Source organism: Orenia metallireducens (assembly GCF_001693735.1).
In the GTDB taxonomy this organism is placed as follows: domain Bacteria; phylum Bacillota; class Halanaerobiia; order Halobacteroidales; family Halobacteroidaceae; genus Orenia; species Orenia metallireducens.
The window spans coordinates 802,923-818,876 of record NZ_LWDV01000009.1 but is presented as its reverse complement, the minus strand read 5'-3'; the positions used below and the strand labels follow the sequence as shown (position 1 = coordinate 818,876).

At 30.9% G+C, this 15,954-nt stretch carries 10 protein-coding genes, 1 pseudogene and 1 riboswitch; of the genes and pseudogenes, 9 read left to right on the top strand and 2 right to left on the bottom strand.

The window, feature by feature from the left end; translation table 11 throughout:
• Window positions 1–118 precede the first annotated feature (118 nt).
• The gene (locus U472_RS11815) at window positions 119–652 is read left to right on the top strand and encodes a DUF6155 family protein (RefSeq protein WP_083189895.1); all 534 of its coding nucleotides are present in this window, start codon (window positions 119–121) and stop codon (window positions 650–652) included.
• 215 nt (window positions 653–867) lie between these two features.
• Window positions 868–1,731, top strand: a complete 864-nt coding sequence (locus U472_RS11810) for an AraC family transcriptional regulator (RefSeq protein WP_068718705.1) — start codon at window positions 868–870, stop codon at window positions 1,729–1,731.
• A 264-nt stretch (window positions 1,732–1,995) separates the two neighbouring features.
• Here the strand turns inward: U472_RS11810 and U472_RS11805 are convergent, their stop codons facing one another.
• Entirely contained in the window at window positions 1,996–2,820 is an 825-nt protein-coding gene (locus U472_RS11805; protein ID WP_068718703.1) for a CPBP family intramembrane glutamic endopeptidase, read from the bottom strand.
• 655 nt (window positions 2,821–3,475) lie between these two features.
• On the opposite strand from U472_RS11805, the gene U472_RS11800 reads away from it, so the two are divergent.
• Complete coding sequence (locus U472_RS11800; RefSeq protein ID WP_068718701.1) at window positions 3,476–3,937, top strand: hypothetical protein; 462 nt, start codon at window positions 3,476–3,478, stop codon at window positions 3,935–3,937.
• 3 nt (window positions 3,938–3,940) lie between these two features.
• Window positions 3,941–6,100: a cell division protein FtsA gene (locus U472_RS11795; RefSeq protein WP_068718699.1), complete on the top strand. Its 2,160-nt coding sequence runs from the start codon at window positions 3,941–3,943 to the stop codon at window positions 6,098–6,100.
• Between the two features lie 140 nt (window positions 6,101–6,240).
• On the opposite strand, the gene U472_RS11790 is transcribed toward U472_RS11795, so the two are convergent.
• On the bottom strand, window positions 6,241–7,617 hold the full coding sequence (locus U472_RS11790; protein ID WP_068718697.1) for an MATE family efflux transporter: 1,377 nt from the start codon (window positions 7,615–7,617) through the stop codon (window positions 6,241–6,243).
• 606 nt (window positions 7,618–8,223) lie between these two features.
• On the opposite strand from U472_RS11790, the gene U472_RS11785 reads away from it, so the two are divergent.
• From U472_RS11785 to U472_RS11765, 5 genes and pseudogenes are all read left to right on the top strand, one after another.
• Window positions 8,224–9,516, top strand: a complete 1,293-nt coding sequence (locus U472_RS11785; protein ID WP_068718696.1) for a glucose-1-phosphate adenylyltransferase — start codon at window positions 8,224–8,226, stop codon at window positions 9,514–9,516.
• A gap of 827 nt (window positions 9,517–10,343) precedes the next feature.
• Window positions 10,344–11,630, top strand: coding sequence for a glucose-1-phosphate adenylyltransferase (locus U472_RS11780; RefSeq protein ID WP_068718694.1), 1,287 nt, complete (start codon window positions 10,344–10,346; stop codon window positions 11,628–11,630).
• Window positions 11,631–12,124: 494 nt separating this feature from the next.
• Complete coding sequence (locus tag U472_RS11775; RefSeq protein WP_068718692.1) at window positions 12,125–12,724, top strand: transposase; 600 nt, start codon at window positions 12,125–12,127, stop codon at window positions 12,722–12,724.
• Window positions 12,725–12,792: 68 nt separating this feature from the next.
• Window positions 12,793–13,062 (top strand): annotated as a pseudogene (locus tag U472_RS11770) (transposase); the annotation flags it as partial.
• Between the two features lie 278 nt (window positions 13,063–13,340).
• Window positions 13,341–13,442: riboswitch (purine riboswitch) on the top strand.
• Window positions 13,443–14,003: 561 nt separating this feature from the next.
• Entirely contained in the window at window positions 14,004–15,845 is a 1,842-nt protein-coding gene (locus U472_RS11765; RefSeq protein ID WP_068718688.1) for a methyl-accepting chemotaxis protein, read from the top strand.
• Window positions 15,846–15,954 lie beyond the last annotated feature (109 nt).

The following is a 15,954-nucleotide window of genomic DNA, read 5'->3' as shown; positions in this document are numbered from 1 at the left end:
ATAATTGTATTAGGATAATATATTTGGGGTTAATCCTTATAAGAATTAAAATTACTAGACAAGCTAAGGGTATATCTATATAATTTAGGTATATATTAACTTATAAGGGGGAGATATTATGGCTAAGACCAAGATAAAAGTCAAGGAATTAAGGGATTATTTAAAGACATTGGAGAATAAAGAGATGATTAATGAGCTGGTGGAGTTGTTTAAAACCTTTCCTGATGTTAAAGAGTACTATTTAGCAAAGCTTAAGCCTGAATATTTAGAAGAGATTTTAGAGGATTATCGCAAGGTGATTGTAGATGAATTCTTTCCCGCTCGGGGTGATGGTAAGTTGAGATACTCTGTGATGAAGAAGGCTATCTCTGATTTTAAAAAGATAAGTGATGATTCAGTACATATTACTGAGCTAATGTTGACCTATGTAGAGCAGGGTGTAAAGTTTACTAATACTTATGGAGATATTGATGAACGATTTTATATTAATATAGAGAATATGTTTAATAATACATTAGATTACATAGTAAAGAATAATTTAGAGAATCAATTTAGAAAGAGATGTAAAAAAGCTATGGATAATTCTTCAGGTATAGGATGGGGATTTGCCGATTCTATGATGGAGATATATTATAGTTACTTTAATGAATGATAATTCTTTCTATATCTACAGAGCTATGGGAGTAAATCCTATAGCTTGTTTTTCTAAGAAGGATATAATAAAAAGTATATATTCCAAAGGGGGATTGTAGTATATAAGTGATTATAATTAATTCTATATAGATTACAATCTGTCTTTAAAGAGCATACAATGACAGGATAAGCTAAATAATTAATGTTATCATTATTCTAAAGGGGAGAGAAAGAATGGAATGCTTACAAAAAATGAATGATAGTTTAGATTATTTAGAAGAACATTTGTGTGAAGAAGTAAATATTGAGGAGGTAGCCAAGGTGGCTTGTCTATCGAAATTTCATTTTCAGAGAATGTTTCATATATTAACAGATGTAACGGTAGCTGAATATCTTCGTAAGAGGAGATTGACCTTAGCAGCTCAAGAACTAGCTACATATGACAGTAAAGTAATTGATGTAGCCTTAAAGTATGGCTATTCTACCCCAGAATCATTTTCCAAAGCATTTAAAAAGTTGCATGGGATAAATCCTTCAGAGGTAAGAGATTGTGAAGTAACCCTCAAAGCATACCCACGCTTTTTCTTTCAAATACAATTAAAGGGAGCTGAAAGAATGAACTATAAGATCATTGAGAGAGATGAATTTAAGATTGTTGGAAAGGGTATAAGAGTATCTACCGTAGATGGAGAGAACTTTAAAGCTATTCCTGAATTTTGGGAAGAATGCTGTAGTAGTGGCTTTTATGATGAATTAACAGAGAAGATGGGTGACTTAGGTGTTATGGGTGTATGTGGTGTAGATTGTGATAGTCAGAAAGATGAGTTTACTTATATGGTGGCAATTGAAAAACCAGAAAGTAAAATAGATTTTGATGTAGTAGAAAGAGAAATTCCAGCTTCGACTTGGGCAGTGTTTGAGTCGATTGGTCCCATGCCTGATGCTATTCAAGAAGTATGGAAACGAATCTTTGCTGAATGGTTTCCTTCCACAGGCTATGAACATGCAGGTACTTCTGAGTTAGAAATTTATTATCCAGGTAATCCAAATGATGCTGATTATAAATCTGAAGTTTGGGTTCCAATTATAAAAGAATAATCTTAATAGAAGGTCTCAGCCTAGGCTGAGACCTTCTAAATTATCCCTTCAAAACTTCTAAGATCAGACCTTCCCGATTCCCAGTCATCAGATGAATTCCGTCAATGTTTGAATTGTAGTAATGATACTATATATAATCTATGTAATTTCATTTTTATTATAATCCATTCTGTTAGGAGAAAAATTGATACAATATACCCATATAACTCTATATCCAAAGTTAAATATTCTCTAATCTATAAAATTAAGTTGAAAATTAATATATTAATTTTCAGCTTTCTTAAACTCAATATGTAAGAGCAACACTCCTAACACCAATAAGACCACCCCCAAGAGATTGAACCAGAGAGGCTGAAAAGTTGCTACACTGCTTACTTTGCTATTATAGCCTTTAATTTTATAAGGTAACAGATAGAGTGCTATAATTGTACAAAGCTGATAGAAGACTCTGCCTAATATAGGATTGATTAAAGAACTTGTCCTAGTATAAAGCCAGCCTAGTAATAGATGTAAGGTAAATAGACTTACAATACTCTGAAGATTAAATGAGAATAATAGGGCGAATAATGAGGTTGAAAATATAGCGACACTTACTGAATATCTCTTTAATAAGGTCTTTAAGATAATCCCTCTAAAGAGTATCTCCTCTAAAACAACTGTGATGGCTGTTGAAATACTATATAAAATAGTGATTGATAGGGAACTATTAAAGAGATAGTTATTAATCTCCTTAACAAACCTCTCTGATAAGGGATAGAAGCTTTGCAGAATATTATTCAACTCTGATAAGATAATATTTAAGGCAATTCCTAATATAAATAAAGCTATAATTTTAAGTGGGGATAAAGCTATATTAATAAATAGCCCCTTGGGGTTTAACTTACTCCGTTTAAAGCCAAAATATAAGATTAAGCTAAAAGAGATAGGCGGAATTAGTAGACGATATATTAAATTAATTTTATCTTGTGATAATTGAAAGGGTAATAAGATAAGATTTAAAATAATCATTGTAATATATTGAAAGAAAAGAAATACTAAAAATAACAATAATAGATCGAGAATTTTAGGTCCAAGATCTTTTTTATTCATAATTCACACTCCTATTTTAGGATTAATTGTAATTGAAAGATGTTATCATTATAATATATTTTGGATAAATACGCAAAAGTTTAATCATAGTTTGTTTTAGGTATAGTTGTTATCCTATGCTAATATAAGTGATACAATTTAGAGATGATGGGACGCTTTTTACTTCAGTGTACAGTTTATAGTTGACGGTTAAGGTCTTTAAAACAAAACCAAACAAAATTTCTGTTTGAACGAAGCAAAAATTGAACTAGAATTTAGATTTTAATCGAAATTTAATTAAAATATTTACTTAATGATAATAGTTAGTATTTTGGTTGCTAAGTGAGTTGGCTAGTTTTACTGGTGTCGTCATATCCCCATGAAGTGACAAGTATATATTGTTACTTAAATATTATAATGATTTATTGTAGACTAATTAAAGAATAATCAAAGAGAACAAAGCAGGAATTTAGCAAGAAAGGTTTAAATAAATATATAGTTACACCTAATATTGATAAGAGTTAATAAGATCAGTAATTAACTTTGAGATTAAGTTCTAGATTGAGAATAAGTAGTTTCTAGAATAAAAAATAGATGCTCTGCTTTATTAATCTTAGGCTTAAACTAAATTTTTATCTTTACTTACATATATTTAAATAGATCTGGAGTTGATAAGATGAAGAGGTATCTCTTAGTAATTTTTCTATTATTATTGATAAATAATTCAGTTTTTGCTAGTGGTAGTTTGAATGCTGGTAATTCTAAGCCTGCTAATTTAATAGTATATCATTCTAAGAGTTGGTCTACAGAAGGTTATTGGGATTTGTCAGAGTATAAACTCCCTACCAAAGCTGTTATTACAGGTATTGAAGTTAAGTGGGATTCCTTTAGTAGTTTAAGTGATCAACGTTATAATGGCTTGAAGTTTTATCTTTTTAATCAACAAGATAAAAAAGTTTTATTAAATAATAATCTAATTGGTAGCTATGCTAGCACCGATAACTTTAATGGAGAGATAGCTAGACAGAAGTGGAAACTAAAGTATAAGGTCAAAAATTTTAAATATGAGGGAAGTTATTTTGCAATAACGCCACAGTTGGTTATCTATTATGAGGTTAAGAAGGATAAGGAGGACTAGTCTATGGAGATGAGAGATGATGTAATTTTTGCTTTAGATATAGGGACGAGAACGGTAGTTGGAGCTGTACTGGAAGGAACAGAGAATGGTTTGGAGTTAATAGCTTCTGAAGTTATTGAACATAAAAGTAGGTCGATGTTAGATGGTCAAATCCATAATGTAACCGATGTAGCAGAGCAAGTAAAGGAGATTAAAAGGAGGTTAGAGGAGAAGACCAATATAAAATTAAAGAAGGTAGGGATTGCAGCAGCAGGTCGTGCTTTAAAGACTTTGACAGGTCACCATAAGATAGAGTTTAAGAATAAGAGAGAGGTCGATTTAGATGATGTCAAGATGTTAGAGTTTGCTGCTGTACAGGATGCCCAAAAAAAGTTGGCAGCAGGTAAAGATAGGGATAAGGCAAGTGGCTATCATTTTGTTGGTTATACCTTATTACAAAGTAAACTTGATGGAATTAAGGTTGGAAGTTTAATTAGTCAGAGTGGAAAGGTGATAGAGGTTGATTTGATTGCTACTTTCTTGCCTAGAATAGTAGTTGATTCTCTATTAACTGTAATTAGACAAGCTGATCTAGAGGTGGATCATCTGACCTTAGAGCCAATAGCTGCTGCTAATATTATTGTTCCACAACAGATGTATAACTTTAATCTAGCCTTAGTAGATATTGGAGCAGGTACTTCTGATATTGCTATTACTAGAGATGGAGCTATTATTGGTTATGATATGGTTCCAGTAGCTGGTGATGAGATAACTGAAGCCATTTGCGAGAATTATATGGTAGATTACCATACTGCTGAAAGGATTAAACGGGAGTTGACCTCTCAAGATGAGATAGAGATGAAGGATATTTTAGACCAGACTGTTGCTATCTCTACTGCAAGTATTATCAAGATGATAGAGGCTAAGATTGATAAATTGGCTGAATTGATAGCTCAAGCTATCTTAAAGTTAAATAACAGAGCGCCACAGGCTGTTATCTGTATCGGTGGTGGTAGTTTGACCCCATTATTAAAAGAGAAGTTAGCCCAACAGCTAGAGTTACCGATTAATCGTGTAGGGGTCAAAGATGGTAAAGAGATTCAAGGGGTAACTGGTAGAATTGAAGGTATCTCTGGAACACAATCTATTACCCCTTTTGGAATAGCTATGAGCTGTAAAGTTAATAAAAGTCGGGCAAACTTTATAGATATTCAGTTAAATGGAGATCCTTTACATTTATTCACCTTAACTGAGCCTAAGGTTTCTGATGCCTTATTGGCAGCAGAGCTTGATATCAAAGCATTGAAGGCTACTCCAGGACTTGCCCTAGGAATAGAAGTCAATGGTAACTTGAAGATGATACCTGGTACTATGGGCACTTCTGGTAAGGTATTTATTAATGGAGAAGAAGGCAGTATTGATAGTAAGATTAAGCAGGGTGATTCCTTAGAGATTCAGTTAGGTGATAGTGGTAGAGCAGGAGAAGGTACAATAGCTGATGTAGTTGCTGATCTGCCAAAAAGAGAGATATTGATTAATGGTGATAAGCAGATTATAGAAGGAATTTATTATAAAAATGGAAAAAGAGCTAACTTAAATAGTAAATTGGCTGATGGTGACAAGATAGAGTATACAATTGTCCAGACTGTAGGAGATGTATTACAGGATATTATGGATATCTCTGTAGCTCAACTAAAAAAGAGTAGGATTAACTATATACTCAATGATGAAGAACGGGAGTATAGATATCAGAATTATCGCTTGGAGTTAAATGGTCAAGCAGCAACTTTAGATATGGAGATAGATGATGGTGATGAGCTAACCTTTATTGAAAACAATGAAAAGAGGTTGAAGATAGAGGATGTATTAGATCAAGATGCTACTTTAGCAACTTTTAGTATCATTTTTAATGATAAGCCAATAACTGTTCCTGCTAAAGATTATAAATTGCTAAAGAATAACAAACCTGCCCAATTAGATGATGTAATTAATACTGGAGATGTAATTGAATATCAAAGCGGAGGGATTAGGTTGAATCAGCTATTAGATTATATCAACTATAAGATTCCTACTTCTTTAAGTGGTAAACTAATTATTGAAAAAAACGGTAAGAAGGCACAATTAATAGAGCCTTTAAATGATGGTGATCAGGTTAACATTTATACAGAGAGTTTTAAAAGGTAAGTATTATGAGAGTAGGAAGGATGGAGAATAAAAAGATTTTAATTCTAAAATAAATTATATTCATCATAATTCTATATAAATATAATTTTAAAATTAAATATCTAGAAATACAAAGAATCCACTCATATGAGTGGATTCTTTTAATTAATAGCTAAATTTCTCTTTCTCATCCTAGAAAAGACCTCTTTTAAAGTAGATTTTAACCAGAATATCATTAGAATTGTTGCTATTAATTCAGAGATTGGGAAGGAAAACCATAGTGCATCTAAGCCAAACAACTCACCTAATATATACATAATCGGTAAGAGTAATATCATCTGCCTTAAGAATGAAAGTAGTAGACTTGGAAATCCCTTTCCAATAGCTTGGAAGGTAGTGGAGCCGATAATAGCAGGACCAATTATAGGAAAGGCCAAACTGATTCTTCTTAATGCAACCTCTCCAATACTTAATAACTCTTGATCTTTATTAAATAATAATAATAACTCTTTAGGGAACAATTGAAATACTATAAGACCTGCTGTGGTAAAAGAGAAAGCGATTAAGATAGAGTATTTAATCGTCTTTTTCATTCTTTGAGGATTGTTATGACCATAATTATATCCTACTATCGGCATAAATCCTTGATTTAAACCAAAGACTGGCATAAAGACAAAGGACTGTAATCTAAAGTAGACCCCCATAACAGCAATAGCTGTTAAGTTATAACCCCCTACAATCATATTAACCCCTGCAATCATGACACTTGCTAATAGTTGCATAATCATTGCAGGGAAACCAACTTGATAAATTCCTTTGATAATACTTAGATCAAATTGGAACTCCTCTAATTTTAATTTAATCTGATTCTTATCACTAAATAGGATAAAGAGTATAAATAATCCACTGATTATTCTTGAGATAACTGTTGCATAGGCTGCTCCCGCTACGCCCAATTCAGGAAATATTCCAATTCCAAAGATAAAGAAAGGATCTAAGATAATATTTAAGATTGCACCAATTAGTAATGTGACCATTGGCATGATAGTGTTTCCTTCGCCACGGAGGATATTATTAGCTATCATTGGGAAGAACATTGCTAAAGAGCCGATGAAGATAATTTTAGTATATTCTACACCCAATTCAAGTAGTATAGGGTCTTGGGTGAAGATAGTAAAAATTTCTTTAGTAAAGAAGAAACCTACTAAAGCAGCTATAATTCCATAGACAATTGTAACAAAGATAACATGTTCAGCTACATTATTAGCACGATGCTCCTTCTTTTCACCTAATAATCTAGAGATTAAAGAGCTTGTTCCCACTCCAGTACCAACAGCAATGGCTATTAGCACCATCTGTATTGGAAATGCTAGAGAGAGTGCTGATAAAGCTTCAGTGCTTACTCTACCAATATAGATACTATCTACTACATTATATAATGCTTGTATCGCCATCCCTAAAATTGATGGTATAGATAATTTAAGTAATAAAGGTACTATTGGCTCTGTTCCTAAGCGGTCTGATTTATTTTCTTCCATATTTATTCCTCCTTTAAATTTTTATATTTTAAACCTTAAATTGTAACGTATCTTTATTATTATCCTTAAAAATTTGAAATTAATCAGTTGTTAATTCTTATGTTAGGTTTTTAAGGTTCTATCAGCCACGTAGATACCATATATTTTTCAAGATTTCTTTGTTTGATATAAACTTATTAATAAAGGAACTGTCTTGTCTATTCTAATAATTACTAGATCTCTAATCGAATAAAACTATATTAGTTTAATAATCAGATATTGATAAGTAATTTACATCCTACCTTTTATATATGGATAGTTCACATCTTTGGTTGATAAGTCAACTAATATCATATAACAACATAGTTGAACTGTCAATTATATTGTTCAGTTTATATTATTTCTACATATTGAAGCTTTTAAAGAAGGTATACAAGCGTATTTTCTTATATAAATTAGATTTTGTGGTAATTTATCGAATAAAACAGTGGTGAGAAGAGAGCTTTACTGTACCTTTATTCAAATTAAATATAATATTGATAAGATAGTAATAATAGAAGCAGATTATGATCAAAATAAAGGTGTAATTGTTATATTAACGATAAAAATTTAATTAGGAGTGGTAGTGTGGAAACTTTAGCATTAATTTTAGCTGGCGGTAGGGGAACACGATTAGATGTTTTGACAGAATATCGTGCTAAACCTAGTGTGCCTTTTGCAGGAAAGTTAAGACTAATTGATTTTGCATTAAGTAACTGTGTAAACTCGGGAATTTATAACGTAGGTGTACTAACCCAATATCTTCCTATGTCCCTTCATGACCATATTGGGATAGGTAAACCTTGGGATTTGGACAGGAAGATAGGTGGTATTAGTCTACTACAACCTTATACAGGAAAGGATAAGAAATATGGTTGGTACCAAGGAACAGCCCATGCAGTCTGCCAAAACATCAATTATATAAAGAAGAATAATCCTAAATATGTACTAATTTTATCAGGAGATCATGTTTATAAGATGGATTATAGTCAGATGATAGATTATCATCGTAACAAGGGTGCTGAACTGACTATTGCTGCCCAAAGAGTACCTTGGGAAGAGGCAAATCGCTTTGGAATCTTAGAGACTGATGATAATTTAGAGATTATGGACTTTAAAGAAAAACCAGAGGAGCCATTAAATAACCTAGCTTCAATGGGGATTTATGTATTTAATGCAGATCTTCTAATTGATATGTTAGAAGAGCACTGTAATCAGGAGAATTCTGATTTTGGACATCATATTATTCCACCAATAATTGAAAGTTCTAAGACATTTTCTTATGAATTTGAGGGATATTGGAGAGATGTAGGAACTATTCAATCTTTCTGGGAGACCAATCTATCTTTAGCAGCTCCTGTACCAGAATTGAATCTTTATGATGATAATTGGAAGATTCATACTAGAAGTACAGAACAGCCACCAGCAAAATTTGGAGCCAAAGGTAGTGCCAAGCAGAGTTTAATTTCAAGTGGGTCTATCATTAATGGTGTTGTAGAGAATTCGATAATATCACCTGGAGTCTATATTGAAGAAGGTGCAGTAGTAAGGGATTCGATAATATTTAATAATACTAGGATTAAAGCAGATTCAATTGTCTTTAGCTCAGTTATAGATAAAGGGGTTGTAGTTGGTGAGAAGTCCCATATAGGGTTTGGCAATGATCTAACAGCTAACGTAGATAAGCCCAAACTATATAAAACAGGACTAACAGTAATCGGTAAAGGTGCAGCTATTCCAAGTAAGACTAAAATAGGTCGTAATTGTAGAGTTTTACCTTATATTAAGGAAAAGGACTTTGGAGATGAAAAAACAATAGCAAGTGGTACTACTGTTAAACCATTAATGGAAGAAGAACTCTCCTTAGTTGAAACTGGATAATAGCAGAATGATTTTTAAAAATTTAATAGGGATAATTGTGAAAAGACTGCTTTAAAGTTAAAGTGGTCTTTTTTGTGTAAGAATATAATTATAATCCATTGTATTATTTAAATTTTAATATAAGTTAATGATTAATAGTTATATTACAGCAGTGATGAGTAACAGTTAGCAAATTAGATTCTTGCTGGTTATTCATCACTTCTGACTAGTTACTCAAATGTTCAATATCTTCTAAATTATATCAATTTTGTATTATATAGATTGAATTAAAGTTCTTCATACTAAAGTTAATATAAAAAAGAAGGTTTAGACGCAGATTTACGCAGATAAAAACGGATTAAAAAATAAAAATTATTAAGATTTTAAATCAGATCTTCATCAGCGGGAATCAGTGTCAAAAAAAGTTTTTATTTTTATTTTCTATATGAAAATTATTAATTCCACTTATCTTATAGTATAAGAAGTAATTACAAATTATTTAAATTAAAATCAATAAATTATGAATAAAATGTATTAGGAAGAATATATATGATATATACAATTGCTTTGGCTATATATAAAGAGGTAGAGATTTAAGATGGGTTTAAAGACTATCTAAACTTTATCTTTATTTTTTTGTTTTATATTATTTAAAAATAAATTCTTATATAAGGAGGAATTAATGTGTAGAAATTATATAGTATTAGCTCATATATAGCAAATTTATAGCTAGTTTTAAAGAGAAGATTATTAATATCTTATATGAAATATTAACTTAATATATATTTATAAGATTATAAGATGTTATTTGGAAAATAATCTATAAACAAATAATTAGGAGGAATATAATGAAGACATTAGCATTAATATTAGCAGGTGGTAGAGGAACAAGGTTGGATATTTTATCAGAAAATAGAGCTAAGCCTAGTGTACCTTTTGCAGGTAAGTTTAGATTAATAGACTTTGCTTTAAGTAATTGTGTCAATTCTGGAATCTATGATATTGGAGTTTTAACACAATACTTACCATTATCATTAAATGATCATATTGGCATAGGAAAACCATGGGACTTAGATCGCAGAATGGGTGGAGTAACGATATTACAGCCTTATACTGGGAGAAAAGGTGGTTGGTATCAAGGTACTGCACATGCTGTTTACCAAAATATTAATTTCATTAAAAAGCATAATCCTAAATATGTAGTTGTTCTCTCTGGAGATCATGTATATAAAATGAATTATGATGAAATGATATCATTTCATACAGAAAAGAATGCAGATTTAACTATTGCAACTCAGAGGGTTGCTTGGGAAGATGCCCATCAGTTTGGAATTTTAGAAGCAAATAATAATATGCAGATTGTAGATTTTAAAGAGAAGCCTGAAAATCCACCTAGTAATTTAGCTTCAATGGGGATTTATGTCTTTACAGCAGATGTATTAATTGAGAAATTAGAGAGTTTCTGTGATCAGGAGAATTCTGATTTTGGTCATCATATTATTCCAGAGATGATTGAAAATAACAATGTATTTGCCTATGAATATAAAGGCTATTGGAAGGATGTTGGTACTCTTAAATCCTTCTGGGAAACAAATCTATCATTAACAGATCCATTACCAGAACTGAATTTATATGATAAGAATTGGCGGATTCATACAAGGACTGAAGAGGAACCACCTGTCAAGTTTGGAAGTAAAGGTAGAGCAATTGCAAGCCTTATCTCCAATGGTTCAATTATTAATGGGGTGGTAGAGAACTCTGTTATCTCTCCAGGAGTGATAATTGAAGAAGGGGCAGTAGTTAGAGATTCTATTATATTCAACAATACTATTGTTAAAAAAGATTCGATAGTATGTAAATGTATAGTTGATAAGGATGTAGTTGTTGGGGAAAATTGCCATATAGGGTTTGGGAATGATTATACTCCTAATTTAGAGAAATCAGATCTATTAACAAATGGCTTAACTGTGATAGCTAAAAAGGCTCATATTCCAGCTAATACTCAGATTGGACGTAATTGCAGGATTTTATCTTATGTGAATCACGATGATTTTCAAGATGAAATTGTTTCAAGTGGTAGTACTGTTAGACATGATACTAAAGATGAGGTTTATATGTTAAACGTAGTTAAATAATAGAATTTTTTATAAAGGAGATATTGCTAATATCAGCAATATCTCCTTTAATTTTATATTAAATTATATTAAATTTACCGGTTGTGTTAATTAAATTTAAATATCAATAGTGTATTTTTATGGGTATATTGCGACAATTTTCACACCTCATCCCCAACCCTTCTCCTACTCTTAGGAGAAGGGAGAAAAGTAAAAGAGAAAAAGTTTACCCTCTTATTAGTTAAGGAGAGACTGGTTGTGTACGAAGAGTAATTGAACTGTATTACTCGTAGGGGGATTAAGGGGTGAGGTGTGAGGTTTTGAACTTAATTTTTAACTATAAAAGTGTGATAATATCTCTCTATTGTATCAGTTCTCATACTAGCACAACGCGTTAAATTTTAATGATTTTAGGCTGTTGAATAACCAAATTTCACAAATGTTAAAATGAAAAAGTCGCCCGTTTCTGGTATCATGTAAGTGCAAACAAACAAATCCCAGAAAGGACGACTAACATGATTATACCCTTTGATGAACTAAAAGAAAACCCATTTAATAAACTTTGTGATAAATTAAGTATTATTTATAACCACTCTGTTTCATCTTCTGATGAAACAAGAAGTGGTAGACCTAAGAAATACGCAGATTTACAGATAATAAAGTTTAAATTATACATGGTTATGAATAAAATCTATTGCTTAAGAGAATTAGAATGGAAACTATCTAGCCACCCTATAGCTCGTAGTATAATTGGTTTAGCAAAGGTTCCAGATCATTTAAGATTCTGCATTAGGTTTAATAAAATTGAAAATAGAGATTTCGATAAATTATATAAGATGGTTGTTCTATTATTGAATCCTGATACTAGAATATGTTCTATTGATAGTACTGATTTAAGAAGTTCTCAATATGACTCACAAGCTAAAAGTGGTCCATCAACTAGATTAGGTTTTTACAAAGGATATAAGTTGCACCTAATTTGTTCAAATGATTCTATTCAATTATCTTTTGAGATCACTACAGCCAATGTGTATGATAATACTTATAGTTGTTGTAAAAAATTAATTGATGAAGATAATGGCATTATAACCAATATTTTTCCTTGGAATAGATAAATTAAAAGGGTATTTCTGAAATTTAAAAGTTTAACTCAAATTAATTATTCAACAAGTTATAATTTATNGATCATTTAAGATTCTGCATTAGGTTTAATAAAATTGAAAATAGAGATTTCGATAAATTATATAAGATGGTTGTTCTATTATTGAATCCTGATACTAGAATATGTTCTATTGATAGTACTGATTTAAGAAGTTCTCAATATGACTCACAAGCTAAAAGTGGTCCATCAACTAGATTAGGTTTTTACAAAGGATATAAGTTGCACCTAATTTGTTCAAATGATTCTATTCAATTATCTTTTGAGATCACTACAGCCAATGTGTATGATAATACTTATAGTTGTTGTAAAAAATTAATTGATGAAGATAATGGCATTATAACCAATATTTTTCCTTGGAATAGATAAATTAAAAGGGTATTTCTGAAATTTAAAAGTTTAACTCAAATTAATTATTCAACAAGTTATAATTTATATAATTAAGCGAATTTCATAAAAATAAACGCTGTTCTAAAATTATTTTTCCTTATGGAGAAATTGATTTTGAAATTTGCTTAATTAATAAGTTCTTCTTGCAAAAAGAACTTATGTATGCTATTTTATTAGTAATAAGAACAAATATTGTTAGTACTCGTATAATATCGAGAATAAGGCTTGATAGTTTCTGCCAGATGGCCATAAACTATCTGACTACGAGTGGAAGTGTACCTAAAAGACAGTTTACAGTTGATAGTTAGCAGTGTACAGTTAAGAGCCATAAAAAATTAGAGTAATTGTTAAAAGTCTTTAACTTTGTGGTCTTAACTGTATACTGTAAATTGTACACTATACACTGAAGTTTAAGAGGTATTGATACATCTGTATTATCCAGTAGAAAAAAACCCAGATGGATAGCTTTCACTTATAAAGGTGGAGTGGTACAATATAAGCGAATTTAATAAAAATAAACGCTGATATTTTAAGGTTTTTTAGCTATACAAAAAAGACTTCACCCTATTTTTGTCGAATACATTGAGTACCTACATAAAAAAGTTTTTAAGATTCTAGGGAGTAACTATACCTAAAAATAAGTTACATTTTTTTACAATTGATTTTAATGGTATTATTTATCTAGTTTTAGATAAAAGTTTGATAAATTCATAGTTCTAAAATTATTTTTCCTTATGGAGAAATTGATTTTGAAATTTGCTTATATCAGAAAAGAACTTTGATGAAGGTATATTTATAATTACAAATTAAATTTTTAAATACATCAATGAGGGGGAAGATAAACTATGAAATTAAAGCAAAGTTTTAAAACAAAGTTGATCTTAATTCTTATTACAGTACTGGTGGTAATTATTTTAAGTACAAGCTATATTTATGTTAGTAGAAACAAAAAATATGTAGAAGAAACTGCTTATAAGACTAATATGGCACTTTCCCAAAATTTGACTAAAATAGTAGATAATAATTTGGAAAATATCAAGAATATGATGACTGTATTATCGAAGATTGATTTAATTACGCAAATGGAGATTAATTATAATCTGGATAATTTATTAAAAGAAGTGGTTAAAGAGTATCAGGCAATATCACAAATATACATGATGAATAAATCTGGGATGCAAATTTATAAAACGTCAGGAGTTTTAGGAGATAGGTCGGATAGAGAGTATTTTCAAAAAGCAATTAAGGGAGAGGCTAATTATTCTGATGTAATTATTTCAAAAAGTGAAAAAGTACCAATTATAGTATCTGCTGTACCAATTAAGAGAGATGGAGAGGTAGTAGGAGTATTAGGTGCAAGTATCGATTTAACTTTTGTAAGTGATTTAGCTGCTAAGACTAAGTCTGGAGAGACAGGATATGGATATGTAGTGGATAGAAATGGTAGGGTAATTGCCCATCCTGACAAAGAACTTGTAGATAAAATGGCTGATTTATCTAATTTAGCTCCTGTTAAAGAAGTAATAAAGGGTAAACAAGGAAAGAGTGAATATACTTTTAAAGGAGAAGATAAACTAGCATCCTATGTTCCTACCCAAAAAGCTGGCTGGGGTATTATAGTTCAATTGCCTGCTAAAGAAGCATTTGTAAAGGTTAAAGAGGACAAAATATTTGCAATAATTATGATCATAATCTCAGTTGTAATAGCAGTGGCAATAGCATGGTACTTAGCTAGATACATAACTAACCCATTAATTGAAGCAATGAATTTTGCTCAAAAGATTGCTGCAGGTAAGTTAGATGTAAAGCAAATTGGTAGTAAATCAGAAGATGAATTTGGTAAATTAACAGAGGCACTTAATACAATGCATGATAGTTTACGAGAGGTTATGATTGATTTAGTGAAAATAATAGAGAATTTATCAGCTTATAGTGAGGAGTTATCGGCATCTGCTGAAGAAGGAAATGCTACTATAGAGACAACTAATCACCTTATTGAGGATATGTCAGCAAGTATTCAACAAATCTCTGCTAGTGCTCAAGAAGTAACGAGTTTTGCTCAAGAGTCTGCTTCTCAAACAGAAGTTGGAGGAGAAAATGTTCGAGATACAATAGAAGGCATGAAAGAAATTAATAAAGCTGTTAAAGAAGCTGTTAAAGCAATTAATGATTTAGTAACTAATTCAACAGAGGTAGAAAAGATTATAGAGTTGATTACTAATATAGCTGATCAGACTAATTTACTTGCTCTAAATGCTGCTATTGAAGCTGCTAGAGCTGGAGAACATGGACAAGGTTTTTCAGTTGTAGCAGAGGAGATAAGGGCCTTAGCAGAAGAGAGTGCTAAAGCAACTAATGAGATAGCTGACTTGATTAAAAAGATACGAAAAAAATCAGATGTTGGTTTAAAAGCTGTTAAAGAAGTAGAGGTTAGGGCAAAGGAAGGAGAAGCACTTGCAGAACAGACAGGAGAAGTATTTGTTCAAATTGAAGAATCAAGTGAAGAAACGTCTGCTCATATTCAACAGACAGCAGCATCAACACAGAGTTTAGCAGAAAGAAGCGATGAAATTATGAGTGCATCACAAAATATTAGAAATATGTCAAGTGAAATAACCAATTCATCTCAGGAGTTAGCTGAAATGGCACAACAGTTACAGAATTTAATTAATAGATTTGAAATATAAACTGTAATTAGCAGTTATAATTAAGCAGATAGCAGCTTATTTTAAGCTGCTATCTGCTTTTTTAGTTTAAGGTGCTAACAACAACAAATTAGAGCTTTAAATTTTAAAC

Bases quoted from the DNA above. Each gene is read 5' to 3' on its own strand.
- U472_RS11815 (WP_083189895.1), top strand. From the start codon at position 119: ATGGCTAAGACCAAGATAAAAGTCAAGGAATTAAGGGATTATTTAAAG.
- U472_RS11810 (WP_068718705.1), top strand. From the start codon at position 868: ATGGAATGCTTACAAAAAATGAATGATAGTTTAGATTATTTAGAAGAA.
- U472_RS11805 (WP_068718703.1), bottom strand. From the start codon at position 2,820: ATGAATAAAAAAGATCTTGGACCTAAAATTCTCGATCTATTATTGTTA.
- U472_RS11800 (WP_068718701.1), top strand. From the start codon at position 3,476: ATGAAGAGGTATCTCTTAGTAATTTTTCTATTATTATTGATAAATAAT.
- U472_RS11795 (WP_068718699.1), top strand. From the start codon at position 3,941: ATGGAGATGAGAGATGATGTAATTTTTGCTTTAGATATAGGGACGAGA.
- U472_RS11790 (WP_068718697.1), bottom strand. From the start codon at position 7,617: ATGGAAGAAAATAAATCAGACCGCTTAGGAACAGAGCCAATAGTACCT.
- U472_RS11780 (WP_068718694.1), top strand. From the start codon at position 10,344: ATGAAGACATTAGCATTAATATTAGCAGGTGGTAGAGGAACAAGGTTG.
- U472_RS11775 (WP_068718692.1), top strand. From the start codon at position 12,125: ATGATTATACCCTTTGATGAACTAAAAGAAAACCCATTTAATAAACTT.
- U472_RS11765 (WP_068718688.1), top strand. From the start codon at position 14,004: ATGAAATTAAAGCAAAGTTTTAAAACAAAGTTGATCTTAATTCTTATT.